The organism is Paenibacillus sp. FSL H7-0940 (genome assembly GCF_037979415.1).
In the GTDB taxonomy this organism is placed as follows: domain Bacteria; phylum Bacillota; class Bacilli; order Paenibacillales; family Paenibacillaceae; genus Paenibacillus; species Paenibacillus amylolyticus.
This window is the reverse complement of record NZ_CP150280.1, coordinates 334,573-356,281: the sequence shown is the minus strand read 5'-3', so window position 1 is coordinate 356,281 and position 21,709 is coordinate 334,573. Positions and strand designations below refer to the sequence as shown.

At 43.7% G+C, this 21,709-nt stretch carries 17 protein-coding genes; 1 reads left to right on the top strand and 16 read right to left on the bottom strand.

Annotated elements, in window-relative coordinates; genetic code table 11:
• Position 1: 1 nt before the first annotated feature.
• From MHB71_RS01625 to MHB71_RS01565, 13 genes are all read right to left on the bottom strand, one after another.
• The gene (locus tag MHB71_RS01625; RefSeq protein WP_340028637.1) at positions 2-3,853 is read right to left on the bottom strand and encodes an SDR family NAD(P)-dependent oxidoreductase; all 3,852 of its coding nucleotides are present in this window, start codon (positions 3,851-3,853) and stop codon (positions 2-4) included.
• Positions 3,854-3,873: 20 nt separating this feature from the next.
• A complete protein-coding gene (locus MHB71_RS01620) occupies positions 3,874-6,438 on the bottom strand; it encodes a non-ribosomal peptide synthetase (protein ID WP_340028636.1) in 2,565 nt (854 codons plus the stop codon).
• A 23-nt stretch (positions 6,439-6,461) separates the two neighbouring features.
• Positions 6,462-7,169 (bottom strand): thioesterase domain-containing protein, encoded by a 708-nt coding sequence (locus MHB71_RS01615; protein ID WP_047843975.1) that lies wholly within the window; start codon positions 7,167-7,169, stop codon positions 6,462-6,464.
• 88 nt (positions 7,170-7,257) lie between these two features.
• On the bottom strand, positions 7,258-8,064 hold the full coding sequence (locus tag MHB71_RS01610) for an AraC family transcriptional regulator (protein WP_340028635.1): 807 nt from the start codon (positions 8,062-8,064) through the stop codon (positions 7,258-7,260).
• Between the two features lie 74 nt (positions 8,065-8,138).
• Positions 8,139-8,945 carry an aminoglycoside phosphotransferase family protein gene (locus MHB71_RS01605; protein WP_340028634.1) on the bottom strand — a complete coding sequence of 269 codons (807 nt, stop codon included), beginning with the start codon at positions 8,943-8,945 and terminating at the stop codon, positions 8,139-8,141.
• 144 nt (positions 8,946-9,089) lie between these two features.
• Positions 9,090-10,286, bottom strand: a complete 1,197-nt coding sequence (locus MHB71_RS01600) for an acyl-CoA dehydrogenase family protein (protein ID WP_340028633.1) — start codon at positions 10,284-10,286, stop codon at positions 9,090-9,092.
• A 92-nt stretch (positions 10,287-10,378) separates the two neighbouring features.
• The gene (locus MHB71_RS01595) at positions 10,379-10,660 is read right to left on the bottom strand and encodes a phosphopantetheine-binding protein (RefSeq protein WP_076252870.1); all 282 of its coding nucleotides are present in this window, start codon (positions 10,658-10,660) and stop codon (positions 10,379-10,381) included.
• A 274-nt stretch (positions 10,661-10,934) separates the two neighbouring features.
• A complete protein-coding gene (locus tag MHB71_RS01590; RefSeq protein ID WP_340028632.1) occupies positions 10,935-11,372 on the bottom strand; it encodes a GNAT family N-acetyltransferase in 438 nt (145 codons plus the stop codon).
• Between the two features lie 245 nt (positions 11,373-11,617).
• Positions 11,618-12,517: an ROK family protein gene (locus MHB71_RS01585; protein ID WP_340030114.1), complete on the bottom strand. Its 900-nt coding sequence runs from the start codon at positions 12,515-12,517 to the stop codon at positions 11,618-11,620.
• A 28-nt stretch (positions 12,518-12,545) separates the two neighbouring features.
• On the bottom strand, positions 12,546-14,018 hold the full coding sequence (locus MHB71_RS01580; RefSeq protein ID WP_340028631.1) for a glycoside hydrolase family 32 protein: 1,473 nt from the start codon (positions 14,016-14,018) through the stop codon (positions 12,546-12,548).
• Between the two features lie 25 nt (positions 14,019-14,043).
• Positions 14,044-15,651 carry an ABC transporter substrate-binding protein gene (locus tag MHB71_RS01575; RefSeq protein ID WP_101314522.1) on the bottom strand — a complete coding sequence of 536 codons (1,608 nt, stop codon included), beginning with the start codon at positions 15,649-15,651 and terminating at the stop codon, positions 14,044-14,046.
• Positions 15,652-15,706: 55 nt separating this feature from the next.
• Positions 15,707-16,588, bottom strand: coding sequence for a carbohydrate ABC transporter permease (locus tag MHB71_RS01570; protein WP_036617174.1), 882 nt, complete (start codon positions 16,586-16,588; stop codon positions 15,707-15,709).
• A gap of 16 nt (positions 16,589-16,604) precedes the next feature.
• Entirely contained in the window at positions 16,605-17,522 is a 918-nt protein-coding gene (locus MHB71_RS01565; protein WP_340030113.1) for an ABC transporter permease subunit, read from the bottom strand.
• A 488-nt stretch (positions 17,523-18,010) separates the two neighbouring features.
• Between MHB71_RS01565 and MHB71_RS01560 the strand changes: the two genes are divergently transcribed.
• Complete coding sequence (locus MHB71_RS01560) at positions 18,011-19,087, top strand: LacI family DNA-binding transcriptional regulator (protein WP_101314524.1); 1,077 nt, start codon at positions 18,011-18,013, stop codon at positions 19,085-19,087.
• Between the two features lie 114 nt (positions 19,088-19,201).
• Here MHB71_RS01560 and MHB71_RS01555 read toward each other — a convergent pair whose 3' ends face one another.
• The 3 genes from MHB71_RS01555 to MHB71_RS01545 all read right to left on the bottom strand — a co-directional run bounded on the left by MHB71_RS01555 (position 19,202) and on the right by MHB71_RS01545 (position 21,560).
• Positions 19,202-20,020, bottom strand: a complete 819-nt coding sequence (locus tag MHB71_RS01555; protein ID WP_036617166.1) for a purine-nucleoside phosphorylase — start codon at positions 20,018-20,020, stop codon at positions 19,202-19,204.
• Positions 20,021-20,185: 165 nt separating this feature from the next.
• Entirely contained in the window at positions 20,186-20,356 is a 171-nt protein-coding gene (locus MHB71_RS01550) for a hypothetical protein (protein WP_155985153.1), read from the bottom strand.
• Between the two features lie 202 nt (positions 20,357-20,558).
• A complete protein-coding gene (locus MHB71_RS01545; RefSeq protein WP_340028629.1) occupies positions 20,559-21,560 on the bottom strand; it encodes an endo-1,4-beta-xylanase in 1,002 nt (333 codons plus the stop codon).
• Between the last annotated feature and the right edge of the window lie 149 nt (positions 21,561-21,709).

The following is a 21,709-nucleotide window of genomic DNA, read 5'->3' as shown; positions in this document are numbered from 1 at the left end:
CCTACATCTTTTGAAGGTTGATGATTGCTTCATCCAGATCCATTGCTCCACGTTCGATCTCATCGAACAGATTCTCAAGATCTGTATCCCGTTCCTCTTCGAAAGTTTCCTTTTGAGGAGACTGGTGAGGCTTCTGCTTTTCTGTGGTGCTCATATAAGTAGTTAGTCTGGAGATACTTGGATATTCAAACAGATCGGTCAGTATGAGTTTTCCAGGGTAAGTTTTGTCCAATTTCAAGAAAATCTGCTTAATCATAATAGAGTCTGCACCGAGTTCGAAAAAGCTGTCATGTACATTCATCTCTTTAATGCCTAAATATGGTCCAACTATATTCGCAATAGTCCGGTCCATCTCCACGGAAGATTCTAATTCAAGTTCATACTCTTCCGTTGGGATCTGAACAGTAGAAGCGGATTCCTTCTTCATTGATATTTGCTTTGCTCTCTCCGGTATTTTCATCAATTTTTGTAACCTTTGTCCGATATTGGCATCAAGATGAAAGTGGTAGTTATTCAAAATGTTTAAATAGGGTGAATCCCAGTTCATTTCCCCCACCAGCAAACGGTCGGTCTGTTTTCCCATTATTTCGAACAATCGATCCAATGCCCAATCTTTAGGCATCGCTTTGAATAAGGTGTCAAAATCAAACCCGGCTCTGGAAGCCATGCCTACCTCTTTCCAGGTAGTCCAATTCAGCGATATCGTACGCATCCCTTTGCGGTTCCGCATCGGGGCATAGGCATCCTGATATGCATTCGCGGCGGCATAAGCAGCCTGTCCAGTAGAACCAAATAACGTAGCGACGGACGAGAACATGACTAGAAAATCCGGCTGATCTTCGGCTGTTAGCTGATCCAGCAGATGAGTCCCCTTCACTTTCGGAGCCAGCATTGCTGTAAACTCTTCCTCGGTCATCTGGTCAGCATGTTGTGTACTCCCAACGCCTGCTGCATGGATGATGCCACGTATACATCCAAAACGACTTCTTAATTGTTCAATGGCTTGACTTAACTGATCTGCATCGGCAACATCAGCTCCGAGATACATCAACTGTCCGGCCCGTTTCTCCATATCAAGTAACCGAAAAAGCTTACTTTTTAGATCTGGTGAAGTATTTTTCGCATTTAGAATGATGTCCCAATTGTGACGTTTGGGCAGTGCCGTTCTTGCAATCAAAGCCAGATTCATACGTCCAAATGATAGCAAGCGTTCAGCAATCTCCATCCCCAGACCACCAAGTCCACCTGTAATAATGTATACGCCGTCTTCTTTCCAGTTCATATCAACATCAGGCAAGGAACCCACATCAGCAGGTGCGAATTCAGCTTGATATGCTTGTCCATTTCTAATCGCCAAAGACTTCTTCTCCAACGGCCCCAAAATGTAACGCAAATACTGAGAGATATCCCAATCTTGGTCAACATCTATACAGAAGCATTCGAGATTCTGAATCTCACGCTGTACCGTATGTCCGAAAGCCAGCATCGCCGAATTCTCCGGATACAGAACCTTCTCGTCACCCGTCACTTCATTAGCAAAGCTTGTCACCAAAATCATCTCAACCTGCTCTGCAAAGACGTGTGAGCATGCCTTGGTAAGTCTCCATACAGACATAAGACCTTTGTCCAGCCTGTTTTCCTTATTTTCTAAATGGTCAAGTGATGCTAAATGCACGATCCGATAGGGACCTCCAAAGGACACTTCCAGCAAAAGTTTGATATAATCACTCTCGTTATTTCGAATTACATATGTCTGTGCATCCTGTTGAAGGTAAGATGTTCCCAATATCACTTCGATAACTGCTACTCCAGCTTCACGAATTTGGTTCACCAACTGGGTTGCATGTAGCTGTGTATCATTTCGTATTAATAAAACACGTTCAACATTATGGATGCTGGATGAGTTAATCTTGCCGATCTCGCTCCAAGGCTTCCATGACAATGAATAATACATCGCTTCTTCCTCAGTCTGTACTGAATTATCGGGGTTAGTATCAATCCAGCACTTACTCTCCTCAAATGAATATGTGGGCAAGCTCAACTTGTTATAGGTCACATCTGGATAGATTCTTGACCAATTGATCTGAGCACCGCCTTGATAATGTGTGCACAACTCCTCTAGCACGGTTGCTCTATCACATCCTTCGATATGCCAGTTCGAGATAAGTTCTTCTATAATGAATAACTGATTTCTTTTCCTAAATGTATCTTGTTCATATTTACCGGTCTTGGGTTCTGCAAGAAAGTCGTTTAAATGCTGCAGCAATTGATTCAACGAACTGACCACCCACACCGCTCGGTGTGCATGATGCTGTCTTCCAGTAGCTGCTGTGCAGCATACATCCCTCACATCGGCCTTCGGGTTCTCATTGATCCACTTCACATATGATTGCACCTGACGGGAGAGATTTCCGGATGATACGCTTGAGATCAAAAAAGGATAATGGTCATCGCGCCCCAATTCCACTGATATGTTCGGAGCTTCTTCCAGTACAACATGACAATTGGTGCCACTTAACCCAAATGAACTGACTCCACATCTTCGAGGAGTGGCCGCTTCCCACTCCCTTGAAATGACATTGACATAGACTGGTGATGTATCAAATTCAAATTTTGGGTTTGGCTTATTAAAATGAAGTGTAGAGGGAATACGTTTGGATCTGAGTGCCATAATCGCCTTCAGCAGACCCGCTAATCCTGCACTGTCGTACAAATGGCCCACATTGGACTTAACCGATCCTATGGCACAGAATTGTTTTCTGTCCGTAAATCTGCGAAAAGCCGATTGGATTCCTTCCAGTTCAATCGGGTCCCCAATGAGCGTACCTGTCCCATGTGCTTCCAGATAGGAAAGACTCTCTGGATGAATTCCAGCATCACGCCAAGCATGAGTCAGTACTTTTTCATGAGCTACCGCATTGGGCGTTGTGATCCCTGCCGAATACCCATTCTGATTCACAGCTGTGCCTTTTATGACTGCATACACATGATCATGATCCCGCAATGCCTGTTCCACAGGTTTAAGTACAACACTTACTACACCCTCACCCATTCCTGATCCATCCGCATCTTCATCAAAGGTTCTTGTTGTTCCATCACTGGATTCAATACCGATTTTGTAATACTCTTTATCCAGTGGAATCATATTCAGCCTGATCCCTCCAGCGATAGCCATATCACAACTTCCTTCACGTAATGCACGTACTGCCATATCCAGAGCAACCAGCGAAGAGGAGCATGCTGTGTCTACAACCATAGCCGGCCCCGTCAGATTAAGTAGATACGCAATTCTTGCAGGAATGATGGACGAAAGATTACCTACGGTGGCGATTGGTAACATGTCCGGGCTTAATTCCTCGACCATCTGTTTGTACTTGTAACCTTCTTGATCTCCGATTACCCCCACGTACACCCCTGTTGAACTTCCAGCCAAACGGTCACCACCATAACCTGCATCCTCAACCGCACGCCATACCGTTTGCAAAAACAATCGTTGGACCGGACTCATCAGCTTGGCTTCCTGTGCACTCATACGGAAGAAGGAATAATCAAATTCATCGATTTCGTCCAGATAAGCTCCGTTCAAATAACGTACATGCTCCAATGAACCTTGCTTGTGAAGCAAGTATTGATCCAACTGGCCCTTTCGATGATTGGGCAATTCCCGTATGCAATCAATTCCATAATCAAGCATCTTCCAAAATTCATCCAGCGACTCTCCGGTCGGCAACTTCGCACCGATACCTATAACAGCTATATCATGTCTATTATCCGTTGTTATATCCGTTTCAGTAGTAGTGTCCTGGTCATCTTCTTCTTCCCATTGCTCTCTGTCGAACAATTGATCAAGCATGGCCGTCCCCCTATGAAATTTCATTTCAATTCCGGTTGTACCAATAGTTGAAGTCCTCTCACATAATTGGCAATAAGACGTTTCACACGGCTCTGTTTTAATTTACGTCCATTAAAACGACAATTGCACTGCAGAATATCACCTTCGTCAGACACTAGGATAATCAGATCGTAATAGTTCAGTACATCGTCCGATGCCTTGAACAGATGCTGTTCACCATATAAAGGAATAATTGCCCACTCCGTGCTGCTTGTTCTGATCTGGCTCATCTGCTCGACGGGAAACGCTCGATCCGAAGGCATGGTTATGATCTGTTGATGAACATTTTGAAAGAGCTCTTTCATTGTCTTGTATTGATCGAAATTCAATCGTACAGGTGTGATCATTCTCGCTGTACCATAGGATACGTGCATATCAATAGAGGGTTGTTCTGACAACGTGTGTAACAAGTAAGCATACATAGCTGATGCCAACACATGAATACTGATCGCTTCGGATTGTGCAATCAGTCGCATATCCTGTACCAATGAAGCTGGGAGAGTGAATTGATACGACAAGGCTTCGTAACCTCGATCCGTATGGAAAAAGCTCCGATCCATCCGTACAGGCTCCATTTCCACTCTGTCTTGTCTGATCAGATTCGCCCATGAGACAATAGAGGTATGTGAATACAAGCTGGAAATTGCCATTTTGTCTGGAAATGCATCATCGATTGCCTCATGAATCTGCGTTACTTTTAGCGAATCGAATCCAGCTTCAGCCAGGTTATCCGTTACTCCGACATTCCTAAGTCCCGCTACGGACTCAACAATCTCAATCAGCTTTTGTTCGATATGATCACGAGCTGGTTGTACTTCTTTGTTCTCCTGGATATGGCTTAACATGCTCTGAATAGATTGTTCGATTTCACTAAATTCTCCTGTTTCGTACCGCTCCTGAAGCCTGTAACGTTGAAATTTTCCACTCGTCGTTTTAGGAATTTGCTTAATGGGCAGCACGGACTTGAGTTCAATCCCCATCCGCTGCTGAATATGTGCTTTGGCTTCTCCAACTCTTGGAATAAAAGATGGCAAGTCCTTTTTATACAGTACAAACATTACAACGCTTTCCGATCCTGTAAGTGGATTGGAGACACCACATACAGCGACTTTCCCCAGATCAAACTGCTCCAGTTCCTCCGTTACACGTTCAATATCATGCGGATACACGTTTTGACCATTGATAAAGATAATGTCCTTGATTCTGCCCGTAATGACTATTGCGCCATCATTCATAAATCCAATATCTCCAGTACGAATCCATCCATCGGCTGTACTAGCTTTTTCCGTAGCTGCTGCATTGTTGTAATAACCGCTTGTTACACTCAATCCTTTAATTTGAATACTGCCCAGCACCAATTCCTCGACCGGCTTATCATAATCATCACATATTCGTACATCACAGTATTGAACCGGCTTGCCTACTTCCACAAAAGAAACAGCATGTTCTGAGCCCGGTTCAACTTCTATGAATGGTTTCCCGGTCTCCAAATATCTTCTGTCCAGTACATAACAAGTCAAATCACCGACGTTACCAAAGGAAACACCAACGGTTGCTTCGGCCAAGCCGTACGCCGTCAGCATTGTATTGGAAGCCAGCCCATAAGGACTCATCGCCTCCAGAAAATTGAAACAAAGTGCCGGAGATATCGGCTCAGCACCGTTCATAATAAAACGTACCGAAGACAAATCGGTTGATGCAAAGGTTAGTGGATTATATGAATCCAGAAAATATTTATAAGCAAAATTTGGAGCATATAGTTGGGTGACACGGTGTTCAGAAGTTTTGGTTAACCATAATGTAGGGTGACGGATGAATAAGGAAGTCGGCATAATAAACTGTTGCAGACCTTGGAAGGTACTTGTAAGATGAAACGCAATCAGACCCATATCATGGGTCAGGGGTAACCAACTCAAAGAACGGTCATTAGAGGATATTCGGGTTGCTATATTCATAGCTTGTATATTTATCATGACATTGCGGTGTGTAATTACTACACCCTTGGTTTGTCCTGTAGAACCTGAAGAAAATTGGATAAAGGCTATGTCATCCGGCTGGATGCTAGCTTCAATTCCCTCAACAATAGGTTCTTCTCGTACGTTCGAGATGCCCTGTACTATAAAGATTCGGGCATGCATTTCGCGGACAACCTCTTCCAATCCATTCTTCCGGGCAAACTTGTCCAAGCTTTCCGTGAGATCCTGATCAGCAGCAATAAACGGATGATTCAACGTTTTCCACACATTGTAAAGCTTCATTCTTTGCTCCTGATTTCCGCCTACGGTTATCGGAACCGGTATGATTTTTCCAAGCGTGCAAGCCCAAAAGGTGACAATAAACTCTTCTTCCGAGTTCAGTTGGAAGATCAATTCATTGCCCGGCTGCATCCCAAAAGCTTGAAGTTCTCCTAATCGGATTTTGGCTGATTGCAGAAGGGATTGGTACGATACAACCTTTTCTTCTTTGCTGCCATTCAGAAAAGTAATACCTCTGTCTGTGACTGAACCAAGGGAGTTAAATAATTGAGCCAAGTTATCCATGCTCATAACTGGAACACACTCCTTGTCAACTAGATTACGTAAGGTTGCAGCTTTTCATTTATAATTCTCGTTGTTTCCTGAATATTATCCTGGATATAGAAGTGTCCTCCATCCAATTTGACAATGTCACATTGTGAACCAGCGTACTTTTTCCATCCGATCAGATCGCTAGATTTCACTCGGGTATCGCTTCTGCCAGTTAACACGGTAATATCACTCTGAACCTTGAAAGGCTTGGGCTGAAAACGATAGAGTTCGACAATCCTGAAATCCGCTCTAAGTACAGGTGCAAATAACGAAAAGAGCTCTTTATTGGTAAAGACCTCATCCGATGTTCCACCCATGTTCTGAATCGTCTCTCTGAACTCTTCGTCTGGCAATGCGTGAATATTCTCATCCTTGAAAATATGTGGTGCACGATTGCCTGAAAGCATCATATGTTCAGGCAATTGTTTCGTTGACTGTGCAAGTCGGTAATATAGTTCGAGCGCCATCCAGCTTCCCATGCTATGTCCGAAAATAGCATAAGGCCCATGAATTAGTGAGGAAACCGTGGGGTAGATATCTTCAATCGCTTCTTCAAAGCTTTCATAGAATGGTTCCCCCACCCGAGCGCCTCTTCCTTTTAATTCGATCGGTATTACGTCAATAAAAGGGCTTAAAGATGATTTCCAGCGATGAAAAATCATGGCTGATCCACCTGCATGAGGCAAACAAAAAAGTTGAATTTTCTTCATTAGCCCTATCATTCCTTGTATTCTTATTTTTATCGTAATTTATCATTTTACGTAAAAAAATACAATATTTTCTGTGTTATTGAATACATTATGTAGATTGAATAGATAGGGGCAAATCTCCCTTGTTGCTTCTGAATTGATTGCGATGTTCGGTTGGACTTTTGCCTACTTTTTTCTTGTACATTGCACTAAATTGTGTACTAGAACTGTACCCTAGCTTCGTCGTAATTTCAGAGATTGGAAGATCCGTCTTGGTTACGTACTCCTGTGCCTTATCCACCCGAATCTGCTGAAGATACTTCAGTGGCGAAACATTGAAAACCTTAGAAAACAGATTACACAGATACACTGGATTATAACCAACCATATCCGCCAGAAATTGCAGAGTAATTGGCTGCTCATAATTGTTTTGGATATACTTGCATATCATGACCAAGTTCCGTTTGACCGAGTCCTCCCGATCCGTTTCCGGTCGCATCATATTAGCGAGATTCGTCTGATAGTAACTGGAGTATACTTCAAGAAAATCTCTTTCAGCTATTTCGATGTCCTCTCTACTCTCTACCGTTCGGTTCAACAGACTTACAGCAAGATCATAGTGTTTACTACCATTCTCACTTAATATGTGACAGCTTGGCAGTCGCTCAAGCAGATCCGATCCAAAAATAATACCTCTCATTTTCAGAACAGGTTTATCGTAATTTTGCAGTCTTATTTTATTTGCCAGCAGCACAGCCCCTGCCTTAACTTGCACCGTTTTGCTAAACACACTGATTTCCAATGCATCCATGACCTCAAATATGGCAATCTGTCTTCTGAGAGACAAGTCAAATAGATGTTTTTTTTCACGGACGACCATATCATAAGAAACAACAGAACGTAGTTGGAAATCCATTATCGTTAACCTCCTGATTGTTTTTCGGACGGTTTTGACAAGTACGGTGCTATACATTCATTCCTAATCTTGATCTAAGTTGTGTTGAATTTTTTAAGCTGATTACGAATGTAATCCAATAAATCTTTTTTTTCCTCAGGTGGTATCCACTCCGTTAGTCTGGCTGCAGCAATGGGAAGAACCCATCGATGTATCTCGCGAATGTCCATGCCCGAGAGAGACAAGTAATACTCGATATACGCTTTACTCATCCTGCTTTTGATTATCTTCAGCAGAACTTTCATCATCAATGGAGCGCCTTTGGGCAAATTTCCGTATTTTAATAACACTAGCGTCCTTGCCACATCTGCTGCTGGACAGCCCGATGCGCCTGTCATCCAGTCTATGATCCAGGTTTCTTTGCCTGTAATCACATTATTGGGATGAAAATCCCCATGACATAGAGATCTGCCTTCCGGCAAACTATGTACATAGTCCATAATCTGTTGCTTCTCCATGTCCGATAGATCACTTGCGTTTGATATATTCTTCTCTAATACAGTTTTATGCTTTTGTTGAATCTGTTCACCTGATCGCTGGTGTATTTGATGATGAAGTGCTGCCATCTGCCTTGCTCTACGCTCAATGGACCATGGTTTAATAATCATCTCTTCCAAAAGTGTCCTTCCACTGGCCAACTCAAATATGATACCTTTACGATTATTGATCGTCACCATATCAATTGTTTGTGGGCATTTAACTCCAAGTTCCAAAACGATTCGAGTATTATCAAACTCATGCTGAATCGCTTCCGCAGAGAAATCTTCTCTGAAAAGTTTCAAAATTGAAGTTTCACCATGTCTGAATATTTCTGCTGTCTGTCCCTGCCCAATCCGTTTCAATCCTAATCAACTCCGTATCTTTCCTAAATCAATTATGGTAAAACATCAAAGAACCTAATGATCAAGCCCTTTTTTCATAGCATAATGAATGATCCTGCCTAATGCAAAAAAAAGGGCTCTTCCTTAGGTCCTGCAATGCAAAATCTAAACGTTTCGATTCGCGCTATCCTTAACTTTTTCCGCTTTATTTGAACGTCTCATTTCACGGCGGTGTGTTACAACCTCCTGTGTTGCGATTAAAATCTCATGCATTTGAGTCGTGCCTTCGATAATTTCATTGATCCGGGCATCCCGATAATATCTCTCTACGGGATAGTCTCGATGGCAACCATTGGCACCATGAATCTGCACCGCATCACTCGCAACTTTATTCACCATGGTTGAAGCAAAGTACTTGGCAGTCCAAGTTTCCATAATGCTCTCTGGATCACCCACATCTCTTAAATATCCTGCTCTGTAACACAGCATCCGTGCCGCTTTCATATTTACTGACATTTCAGTGATCATTTTTTGTATCATTTGATTCTCGCGTATAGCTCTTCCGAATTGGATTCTGGAATTGGCATAATGTACCGATGCATCCAAACATGCCTTGGCTAAACCTACACAGCCACAAGCGATCGTGTATCTTCCATAATCAAGACAAGGTAAAGCAACATGTGATAACCCTGTACCAACTTGACCCAGGAGGTTTTCCTTCGGAATACGACATGAATCCATTTTCAGTTCAGCAATCATCGATGCTCTCGCTCCAAGTAACCCGCTCATAGGTTCAACGCTGAACCCAATGGAATCTCTCTCCACAATAAACGCTGTCGGCTTGTTCTCACATTGGGCAAGAATCAAAAATACGTCTGCAAGCTGCCCCATGGTAATCCATTTTTTATGACCGTTAAGTATGTATTCGTCTCCGTCTAATACGGCCGTTGTTTCAATGCTTTTGGCATCGCTTCCAACACTCGGTTCTGTCAATCCGAATGAACCCAAAGTTGTTCCCGTAGCTAATGTAGGCAACCAGTACTGTCTTTGTTGCTCTGTTCCCCAACGCAAGATCGCCAAACCCACCATCCCCTGAACGGTTAACAAACTTCTGACAGAGGAGCACCCACGTCCAACCTCTTCGTTAAGAATCCCGATAGTGATATTGTCCAGTTCCATCCCACCATATTCTTTTGGCAACATGGAGCCCAGATAACCAGCCTCTGTTATTTTCGCAAGGAGTTCCGGGTGAATTCGTTCTTCGCTGTCGTTTAAACTAGCATATGGAATAATCTCGCTGTCTACAAAATCCTTGAATTGTTCCTGCCACATCAATTGCTCCGCATTCAGTTCAACTTTCATCACATATCACTCCTGATTTTAAGGTTATAAGTCCAATAAACGGAACTCGATGCTGTGATTGTCTGATATGAGCTTGTTTCGTCATTTTCTCTTTATGACTCATTGGGAATCTCATAATTGATGCACTTACGCAAACTGTCTTTCAGATGTTGCAATGTTGTGAAGTTCTCCAATTCAAGATACTCATCGTCCATCTCAATATTGAATTCGTTCTCCAAGGCAATGATCAGTTTGATAAATGAAATGGAGTTTAATCCAAGAACTCTTAAATCCTCATCCAACGCACTTACATCCAGCTTTTGTTCAGAAAACATTTCCACGACCTGATAGAAGTGAATATCAAACTGATCATAAGCCACAGGATATTCTTGCAAAAAGATTCCTCCTCGATGTGAGACATGTAATCTTTGAAAATCCATTTTTGTAGCACCATTTCTGTGATCAGAATCTTTTCGAACGTTTGCCTAAGAGTATAGGAATCGGAACAAAAAAAGTCCTACATTTTGTAAATATTCCATATATTCTCTGACTTCGATACTATCATAATCTTCCTGAGTCAAGCAATCACTATTGCCATGTATTCACAAATATTTAATAGGTTTCCACCTTCACGATGATATCCCTATCTTGCGGTAAGGATTCATTCTCTCAAAGGTGCTTTGACATAAATACATCGACCTCATCTTCACTGTCCGATATAAATCCAAATCGTTCATACAATCGCCGAGCAGGGCTTCCTTGCAAAACATTTAAAATAATCCGTTTCCCCTGAACTTCATCCTGTTCCAGCAGCATGTTCAGTACCTGAGTTCCTATTCTCTGGCCTTGATAATCGGGATGTATGTAGAAATGTTCCAATAGATATGCCTCAAATTTGGGCTTCAACGCTACACAACCTACCATTGAACCCCCCACTTCAATAATCCGCGTATGGGCAGGGTCGAATGTATTCCGGAAACGTTCACGCACCTTCACATCATCGTACCTTCTCAGCCTGGTTAGATCATCGTACAGTACCAAGGCTCGCAAATCAGCGAGTTGCTCTTGGTCTGCCTGTACAGCTTGACGCATTGTTATTGGGTTCATTTGTTGAATTCCTTTCCAGTGGAGACACGTTAATTTTTGAATGTCATATCGCACTATAGAACACTAAAAATCATACCTTTGGCAGCTCACTTGAGCAATATCGGATTTTAGAATGCACTATATTTTTCAAACCTATTGAACTCCTCAAAAAAAATAAAAAAGCCCAAAAAGGATGGTGCAGTCTTGCTTATACAAATAAGCGAACCCGCAGCCATCCCTTCTGGGATGTAGATTATTATTGAAAACTATGAAACATGTGAAGCTTGTGCTGCATGTTGCAATGCTTCCAGACCCAGTGCTAACGCACCACACAGGCCTGCATGCTGGCCCAATCCGGGCTGCACAATATATTGGTCGATATGTTGCGTGATTGGGGCTGCATTTACATAACCATTGAGATTCCGCACTACCTGCTCCCGAATCATAGGAAACAGATGATCTTGCTGCATCACACCACCGCCCAAGATGATCTTCTGCGGCGAATGAAGCAGGATGGCCGTTGTAATCGACTCCGCAATGTAAAAGGATTCGATCTCCCACGCCGGATGATCTGCCGGCAGTTCACTGCCAGGGATCTGCCAACGGGCTTCAATGGCTGGTCCTGCAGCCATACCCTCCAGACAATCGCCATGATACGGGCATAATCCGGCAAAGTGATCGTCTGGATGGCGTCTTGTGCGAATATGTCCACCCTCGGGATGTAACAATCCGTGGACTCGTTGGCCCCCTGCCACAAGTCCGACACCAACTCCTGTGCCAATCGTGTAATATACACAGTTATCCAGCCCTTGAGCCGCTCCCCAAGTCACTTCACCGAGCGCGGCAGCATTCACATCCGTATCCCATCCAAAAGGAACCGAAAATTCATGCTTCAAGGTTCCAACCACATTACAGTTTCCCCACCCAGCCTTAGGTGTGGTCGTAATATAACCATAGGTGGGACTATCCAGTTGCAGATCAATCGGACCAAAGGAGCCGACCCCTATGGCTTCCACATCTTTATCCCTGAAATAGTCGATCACCTTGGCAAGAGTGGTCTCCGGATGTTCTGTTGGAAAGCTGATCCGATCTTCAATCTGTCCATGTTCATTACCTACACCACATACAAACTTTGTTCCGCCCGCTTCTATGGCTCCAATGCGCATCATTCTGGGCTCCTTTCCTTCATTACAATTAACCTTTAGCCTTGGTTGATGATATCTCATAGATATGAAGTGAAGAGAAGACCAGATCTGTATTTTCGGCATGAGCAGAGATGCCTTGGCAATCCGCATCCGGATAGATCAGATCCGTAATAACCGCCTGACCATCATTTGCAAATACCTCCACAGATGAATGATCTACAAAGATACGCAAACTTTGATTTCCGTTCACTTCTTTTAACTCAGCTGTATGACGGCTCAGGAAAAGTTCATGAAAATTGCCGATGCCCGATCGACTACGATCAACGTACACTTCACTTCGGATCGAGTCTACACCAACGACCGTCTCGTGATCTGCGCCGCTTCTTAGTGCAAAATGGAACGACTGATCCTGAGCCCACTCTGCATGGATCTCATAGTTCACGAGTTGCAATGCGTTCAACTGCTCACTCACTTGCTGAATCGAAGCATCCTGTAGGGACAATACTGGCGTACGGGCTTGCTCAAGTTCACGTGCAGGACGTTGAATCAATATAACTTCTCCCGCTCTTGTCTCCAGTGTCAACTCCCGGGCAATGGTCATTGCTCCACGGTAATCATTGGTTGGCGTCTGGTTGGCATACATCCAGTTGCTCATCCAGCCGATAATGAGGCGTCTTCCATCTTCCTCAGGAACGTCAGACCAACTAACTCCTGCGTAGTTATCCCGACCATAATCAATCCAGCGAATCGTCTGGGATGCCTCGTCTGGGACAAATGTAGTTCCATCAAAATCTCCGGTAAAATATTGTGTTCTGGAGCCTTCAATAAAAGCAGGATCTGCACCGATGCTAACAAGCATCACCCATTTCTCCTGCCCTGAATCTCCATCCACTGCAAGCGGGAACAGGTCGGGGCATTCCCATACGCCATCGTGTGAACCAATCCCGGCTCCAAATTCACTTCCTAGCGTCCAATCCTTCAGATTGGGAGAACGATACAGACATACCGTTTGACCACAAGCGATAATCATAACCCACTCCTTGCTCTGCTCATGCCAGAACACTTTGGGATCACGGAAATCAACAAAGGACTCATGCTTTAATACCGGATTACCCTCGTACTTAGTCCAGGTTCTGCCGCTGTCTTTGCTATAAGCCAGACTCTGAGTTTGTATGGCATCACGGTTTTCAACTTCAAGATGATGGGTGAAAATAGCAACCAATCCTGGCTCACCCTCAAAGAATCCGCTCGTATTATTCCAATCCACTACGGCGCTTCCCGAGAATATAGTGCCATTCTCATCGGGGAGTAACGCTATCGGAAGTTCCTCCCAGGAGATCAGGTCCCTGCTCACTGCATGGCCCCAATGCATGGGGCCCCATGTGGTTCCATGTGGATGATGCTGATAGAACAAGTGATACTCCCCATTGAAAAACACCATGCCGTTTGGGTCGTTCATCCACTTCTCTTTCGGTGAAAAATGGTATTCATTTCTGTAATCTTGTTTAAGAATTGTCGACATTATGGTTTCTCCTCCGTACTTTTCTTTATTTGTTATTACGGTCATATCCCGCTTGTTTAATCTGTAGCCATTCTTGCAATCCAAGACGATCCAGCTCTTTCAAGTAAGCATCCCATTCCTGATCTATTTTCCCGTTCTGATACCATTCTGTACGCAGACGTAACACGTAGGCGAAGAGATCGGTCTCAATCGTGGACAATCGATCCAGTTCATCAATGGAGAAGAACACACTTGGATATACGTTCTCCGCTTTCATATGCGGAACCATAACCTTGTCGAGAAGTTCCATGCGCCAAGCCGCATCTTCCGGTTTGGTTGTGTATTTGTCATAATAACTGTCGAGAATGGCCAAGGGTCCTGCGATACTGGTTTTTTGTCTGAGTTCCACAGGTGCAGATCCTTCCAGTGGAAGATGTTTCAGCATCCCTTTGGCTTCATCGAATTCAAAAATATTTTGCTGACTCTCGTCTCCATAGGTACCCCAGTTGTTCTGCACAGATTGGAGCGGATCGTACAGTTGGTCTACCCACTTCGCTGTAGATTCCAGGTTTTTATTGCTGCTGGTAATGACCATGCGACCACGATCAAGTCCTATTCCGTTTGTTCTTGTGACATTGACCTCTCCGTTAGGCCCGGCAACCGGAGGCAGAACATCATACGTATCATTCATGCCTGTAATGTTAGCCTTATCCCATGTGAAGTACATGCCATACTTATTATCCTTGCCTTTCGCCAGGTACGTGTTCCAATCCTGCTGGTACGATTCGACATCGATCAGCCCTTCCTTAACCAGCTCATGAATGTATTTAACCGCTTCCTTGTAGCCTTCATCAGCTGCCGTGAAGACCACTTTCCCATCATTGGTTACCACGGTATGATCCCAGTTCTCTCCGAGTCCAAATGCCGCAAAGAGAAATGTCAGATCTTCTCCGCCCGGTTTGTTAATGAAAGATAACGGAATTTCGTCGGCCTTACCATTGCCATTTGGATCTTGAGTTTTGAACGCGATCAATACTTCTTTTAGTTCTTCGGTTGTCGTTGGCATCTTCAGTCCAAGCTTGTTCAACCATTCCACATTAATCCAGGGCAAGTTATCCACTGCCTGAATCCGTTGTTTGCCACTTCCGAGTTCTTCAATCCATGGGAATGAATAGATATGTCCGTCTGGAGCCGTGATCATGCTCTTGTATTCGGGAGCTTCCTCCAGCACCTTTTTCAGATTGGGCATGTGTTGTTCAATCATGTCCTCAAGTGGAATGATCGCCCCGTCCTTCGCCAGTTTCAGGAGATCATAATCCCCGTAACCTGCATCAAAAATGGCATCCGGCAAATCACCGCTGGCGACCGCCAGGTTTCTTTTTTCTGCAAATACATCACTCGTATAGTTCTTCCAGTTGATATGCACATTGGTTTTCTCTTCGAGTCGCTTGTTAATCAGCTTGTCGTTTGGATCAGCGGGAGCCAGCGGAGAGCTCTGTGTTATAAAATTCAATGTCACCTTGCCATCAGGGGATTGCGCCTCACTTGCCGCGCCGCCTCCACCTCCGCCACAGGCGGTTAAAAAGAGCATTGCAGATAACATGGAAATGGACGCCGTTGTAACGGCTTTTCTGGACTTGTTCACTTTTTTCATAATAATGACCTCCATGAGTTGGATTGGATCAACTTACTGTATCGCAGGCTGTTCACTATTTGAGGGAACCGACCATGACACCTTTTTCGAAATACTTCTGGAAGAACGGGTACATGATGATGAGTGGCAGACTCGAAATGACAATCGCTGAGTATTTAATCATCTCGGAGAGCCGTTTCAGTTCTGCCATCGCGAGCTGATCACTGATCATGCCCGGTGCAGCCTGATTCTGAATCAAAATGGAACGCAGAACGAGCTGTAACGGATGCAGGTTCGGATTATCGAGATAGATCATTGCATCAAAATAGGAATTCCATTGCCCAACGAACGCATAAAGTGCGAGTACAAAAATGATCGGTTTCGACAACGGAATGACGATCTGGAAGAAAATCTTCATCTCAGAAGCGCCATCCACGTTTGCAGCTTCTTTCAGTTCTCGAGGGACTCCTTTGAAAAAGGTTCTGGAGAGAATGATGTTCCAGACGTTAACGGCTCCAGGGATAATGATCGCCCACACCGTATCAAGCATGCCGAGATTACGTATGAGTAGATAAGTAGGAATTAATCCCCCGCCGAAGAACATCGTAATGATAAAGATAATCATGAAAAATCCACGTCCCGCGAGCCTATCATCCGACAATGCATAACCTGCAAATATGGATACGGTCACGGTGATCAGTGCAAAGGAAACCGAATACAATACCGCATTTGCAAACCCCCGGATCATGGCTGGATTGGACAAAATCATCTGATATCCGTCCAGACTCCAGTCCGATACATTAAAGGACAGTCCACGATTCAGTAACACCGTTGGGTCCATGAATGAGGCGATAACAATATAAATCAGGGGAACAACCACAACCAGTACAGCACAGGTGAGAAAGATGGCATTGAGTGTGAGGATCAATCGATCCATTCCCGTGTGTTTAACAACCATGGATAATACTCCTTTCCTAATAGAGGCCTTCGCCTTCATTCAATTTCTTCACGATCAGATTCACCGTTACCAGCAAAATCACATTGATAACCGAGTTGAACAATCCAACTGCCGCAGAATAAGCGTAATCTCCAGACTGTAACCCCACCTTGTAGACATACGTGGCAATAATCTCGGAGGAAGGCAGGTTCATGGACGTCTGCATCAGATAGGCCTTCTCAAATCCAATGGACATAATCCCGCCAGCTGCAAGGATAAAGACGATGGCCATAATCGGACGAATCGTTGGAAGGTCAATGTGGCGAATACGCTGAAGGAGATTCGCTCCATCCAGATTAGCCGCATTGTGAAGCTCCGGATCCACATTGGCCAAAGCCGCGACGTATATGATGGAAGCCCAGCCCGCTCCGGTCCAGATATCGGACAAAATGTAGATCCAGCGGAAATATTCCGGTTCAGACATGAACATGATCGGCTGACCTGTAATCCATGTGGCTAATTGATTAATTGGCCCTGTCGGTGAGAGGAAGATGAACAGCATACCCACAACCACAACAACCGAGATGAAATTGGGTGCGTACAGAAACAATTGAATATTTTTCTTGATGCCAGCTTTGCGTACCTGATTCAGCATGAGTGCCAGTAAAATGGGCACCGGGAAACTGAATATCAATCCCAAAAAGCTGAGTTTAAGCGTATTCATTAAAATGATATCGAAATTGGGTGAAGCTATAAATTTCTCAAAATGCTTCAGTCCTACCCAATCACTACCCATGATGCCTTTGATCGGACTGAAATCCTTAAACGCAATGATGGCTCCGTACATCGGAATGTACTTGAAGATAAGAGTCAAAATTAAGGCTGGTGCAAGCAACATATATAAAAAGTAATTTTTTTTGAGCTGCTGTAACCTATGACCGCTTGTCGTCCTCATTTTCAGTACCCTTCCTTCGCCCTTTTTGCTGTCGGCTATGTTATCCAACACGATACCCCCGTTCATTCTAGAAGTTGACAATTGTTTTCAGTAAGGGCTTTCAATATTTACAATTGCCTATTTGATAATTTACAATTTATCAGGTTTCAACGGATTTAGTCAATACGTTTTGTAAAAAAATATTTGTGCATTTGATCATTTTATCTTTGCATTAATGTAACTAAAGAGGGTTAAATTTGCATATATACAGCACTGAACCGTTAATACCAGCCTAGATATTTCTATATCATGACTGTAATAGATCATCATTGTTACACTAGTTAACAAAACTTCTGGAACAATTATGAAAATGGAATTCGCCTATCTAAATGTAAATACAATTGTGCATTTGTAAAACAGAGATTGCTATTTGTCCCGTTCTATTATACATTTGACTTAGAGAAGAAAAGAATATGGATGACTATTGAGGATTAGAGGTGAAGCATTAGATGGCAAAAGAAAAAGTCACGATACAAGACATCGCTGATGCTTTGGGGATCTCCAGGAATACGGCTTCCAAAGCATTAAATGATAGCGGAAACATCCCGGATGAGACCCGAAATCGTGTAATTAAAAAAGCAATTGAACTTAAATATAAACAGTTTGCCTATATGGACAATGAGCATGTTCTAACCAAGGCTCCGGGCAATATCGCCCTGTTAACTGAAAACCTGCCTAATACATCTCACTTTGGTTCGTTGTTAATCAGCGGTCTGGAGAAAAGAATCAGTGCGGAGGGATACAATCTCTCGATTCATATCGTGCGTGAAGACGATCAAGATACACTTACACTTCCCAACAATTTTGATATAGCCAAAGTAGACGGCATCATTTGCATTGAATTATTTGATCTGGAATATACACAGCTGATTACCGATCTGGGCATTCCCACCATCTTTATCGATTGCGCTTCCAACATATGTTATCCCGAATTCAAAGCAGATCTGTTACTCATGGAGAATGAACATAGCATCTATCAGTTAACCACAAAATTAATTGAGAGCGGCTACACAAGTATTGGATTCGTCGGAGATTACAATCACTGCAAGAGCTTTAATGAACGATGGGTTGGATATCAGCGTGCTATGCTGGAGGCGGGGTTGCAGGTGGACCTGTCCCATTGCATCGTAGATAATGATCGCCTGTGTTTCTCCAAGCCAGGATGGTTGAACCAGCGAGTGGCAGAGCTGGCATCCCTACCTTCCGCTTACGTATGCGCTAATGACTTCATTGCAGTTGATCTGATCAGGGCGTTAAAAGACAGAAATGTCGCTGTGCCACAGGATATTGCAATATGCGGATTCGATAATGCACCCCAATCTCGAATTATTGAGCCAGCATTAACAACGGTTCATATTTATAGCAATGAGATGGGCATTAAGACTGCGGAGATGCTGTTATCCCGGATTAATAGCCCGACACAGCCGTATCAGGTCTCCCACATTGTGACCAAACCCATCATCAGGGAGTCCACACCAGCAATCATGGCCGATCATTCTCAGATGGTTCATAGTTCTGCAAAATAAAAAAACGTATGTCTCACGAGTAATAACTCGTGAAACATACGTTTTTTGGTGGTTTCGATTGGGTTGGATGAAGACTCTATCCTATCGTGGCCTAGATAAAAAATCATCTCGCGATTAGATCTCTTTCAAGATGCCTTTTACAAGTCCGATAAAGGTTGTTTTCACTTGCGCAGCCACTTCAATAACTTCATCATGACTTAACGGCTGATCCAAAATACCACAGGCCATGTTGGTCAGACAGGAAATGCCTAGCACCTTCATACCGCCATGAATGGCAACAATGGCTTCAGGTACCGTGGACATACCCACTGCATCCGCACCCATCGTACGAATCATGCGAATCTCCGCTGGTGTCTCGTATGCCGGGCCACTCCACCATGCATAGACTCCTTGCTGCAGGCCAACATTCTGCTCTTCTGCAACCTTAAGGGCAATGCTGCGCAGTTCGCGATTGTATACCTGTGATACGTCTGGGAAACGAACACCCAGTTCAGCATTATTCGGTCCCATCAAAGGGTTATTGCCTACCAGGTTAATATGATCTGTAATGAGCATCAGTTGACCCGGCTCAAAGCTGGTGTTGATGGCTCCGCATGCATTGGTGATAAGCAATTGCTCGACACCCAGCGCCTTCATGATCCGAACGGGGAAAGTCACTTCGTCCAATGTAAAACCTTCATAATAATGAAGGCGGCCTTTCATCGCTACAACCGTTTTGCCCATCAGTTCACCAATAACCAATTCATTGGCATGACCGATAGCCTCCGATTGGGCGAAATACGGAATATCTGTATACGGAATAACGGTCGCATTTTCAATCTCATCCGCGAGCGCTCCCAGTCCAGAACCCAGAATCATGCCTACGGCAGGTTTGGTATGGATTCGGTTTAATATGTAATCTCTTGCTTCCTGAATATGTGCGGATTGATGCATAATGATATCCTCCTGATGATCTGAATTGAGTTAACAAAAACTGAGTTAATGAGGTGTTACTCATCAAGTGTAATGAACAATGGTCATGATGTAAATGGAAGCTGTTCTATATACAATAAAAAAACGACCCTATGCTCCAGAATCGTTTAAAAACATGGACATACTCTAATCCAATGTATATTTGTTTCTACTTTTCATGTAATCAATTGTCATAATCAGTAACAGCATCAATGTTGCAAACATCAGTGGTTTGGCAAAAGCACCTTCTTCAAAGATATAATACGCAGCGACCAAGTTTCCTGCAAATATTAACAGGTAATTGCGGGTGCGATCCATCTTCTCAACTCATTTCTGAAAAGAATATTGTTCGAGATTGCCTTTCTTTTACCCTATCATAAAATTCCATAAAAATCCATATACTTACACACATACAAGCGTGGTGTTCAATCACGAACGAGATAACCGTACTGTATAATCTATATTGACTACAGCAAAAAATCGGCCACATCGTGACCGATTCTCTCCACTTCCCTGATGTTCAGGACATAGGGTTAATGATACGCCAAAATGATTCCTTAGGCTGCAACTGCTGATCAAAAACAAAGGGCCAATTTTTGCGTCCGCGTACCGGGAAATGGTCGAGCCAGGTATAATTGTCCGCTACTCCCCAGAACGTCACAGAGGTAATGGATGATTTATACTCACGGAACAAATTAAAGATTTCTTCATATCGACGCTCCTGTAGCTCAGCCATCTCTGAAGTTGGCGCGGTGAGGTCCGTTCGACGATCCTCATGACGAAACACGGACATATCCAGCTCCGTAACATGCAACTGCACATCCAGTGAAGCATAACGCTCAATAGCCATTCGGATCTCCTCAATTGAAGGACCATGAATATTCCAATGCCCCTGCAACCCAATCCCGTGTACAGGCGCTCCCTTGTCCAGCAAAGACCGAACCAGATTGTAGATCTTCTCCCGTTTGACCGGATCCGTCTCATTGTAGTCATTATAGAAAAGAAGAGCATTTGGATCAGCTTCATGAGCCATACTGAACGCTTGCAGCAAATAATCTTCCCCCACCAGCTCTAACCACTTCGTGTCCCGCATGAACAGGTCGGTCTTATCTTCAACAGCTTCATTAACGACATCCCACGCATATATTTGCCCCTTATACCGACCTACTACCGTATCAATATGTTGCTTCAAGCGAGATAATAACAGCTCTCTGGAAGCGGGAGCACCTGAGGTATCCTCAAAGACCCATTTCGATGTTTGATTATGCCAGACCAAAGTATGTCCGCGCACCCCAATCCCTTGGGCAACAGCAAAATCAACAATTTTATCCGCCGCCTCAAATGAATAACGATCCTCTTCCGGGTGAATTTCTTCGAATTTCATCTGATTTTCAGCCGTGATGCTATTGAAGTGTTTGGCGATGAAATCCGCTTCGGACTGCAACATTCTGGTATGTACAGCAGCACCTATTTTAAACGTATTAGCGTACGCAGCATGTAGTGATGGAATTTCAGTTGGCATTTACAATTCCTCCCTGCCATTTTTTATCCATCATATCGTTTGTTGAATACGCTTACAATGAACAAATTATACTTCTTCCCCCTCATATTTAACTATTTATGATCCCGGGCCCTGTTTACACAACAAAAACACCTCCACGTATGTTCCAC

Bases quoted from the DNA above. Each gene is read 5' to 3' on its own strand.
- MHB71_RS01625 (WP_340028637.1), bottom strand. From the start codon at position 3,853: ATGCTTGATCAATTGTTCGACAGAGAGCAATGGGAAGAAGAAGATGAC.
- MHB71_RS01585 (WP_340030114.1), bottom strand. From the start codon at position 12,517: ATGCGCATTGGAGCCATAGAAGCGGGCGGAACAAAGTTTGTATGTGGT.
- MHB71_RS01590 (WP_340028632.1), bottom strand. From the start codon at position 11,372: ATGAACCCAATAACAATGCGTCAAGCTGTACAGGCAGACCAAGAGCAA.
- MHB71_RS01565 (WP_340030113.1), bottom strand. From the start codon at position 17,522: ATGAGGACGACAAGCGGTCATAGGTTACAGCAGCTCAAAAAAAATTAC.
- MHB71_RS01570 (WP_036617174.1), bottom strand. From the start codon at position 16,588: ATGGTTGTTAAACACACGGGAATGGATCGATTGATCCTCACACTCAAT.
- MHB71_RS01610 (WP_340028635.1), bottom strand. From the start codon at position 8,064: ATGGATTTCCAACTACGTTCTGTTGTTTCTTATGATATGGTCGTCCGT.
- MHB71_RS01575 (WP_101314522.1), bottom strand. From the start codon at position 15,651: ATGAAAAAAGTGAACAAGTCCAGAAAAGCCGTTACAACGGCGTCCATT.
- MHB71_RS01620 (WP_340028636.1), bottom strand. From the start codon at position 6,438: ATGAGCATGGATAACTTGGCTCAATTATTTAACTCCCTTGGTTCAGTC.
- MHB71_RS01555 (WP_036617166.1), bottom strand. From the start codon at position 20,020: ATGCATCAATCCGCACATATTCAGGAAGCAAGAGATTACATATTAAAC.
- MHB71_RS01615 (WP_047843975.1), bottom strand. From the start codon at position 7,169: ATGAAGAAAATTCAACTTTTTTGTTTGCCTCATGCAGGTGGATCAGCC.
- MHB71_RS01600 (WP_340028633.1), bottom strand. From the start codon at position 10,286: ATGAAAGTTGAACTGAATGCGGAGCAATTGATGTGGCAGGAACAATTC.
- MHB71_RS01545 (WP_340028629.1), bottom strand. From the start codon at position 21,560: ATGCCAACTGAAATTCCATCACTACATGCTGCGTACGCTAATACGTTT.
- MHB71_RS01580 (WP_340028631.1), bottom strand. From the start codon at position 14,018: ATGTCGACAATTCTTAAACAAGATTACAGAAATGAATACCATTTTTCA.
- MHB71_RS01550 (WP_155985153.1), bottom strand. From the start codon at position 20,356: ATGGATCGCACCCGCAATTACCTGTTAATATTTGCAGGAAACTTGGTC.
- MHB71_RS01560 (WP_101314524.1), top strand. From the start codon at position 18,011: ATGGCAAAAGAAAAAGTCACGATACAAGACATCGCTGATGCTTTGGGG.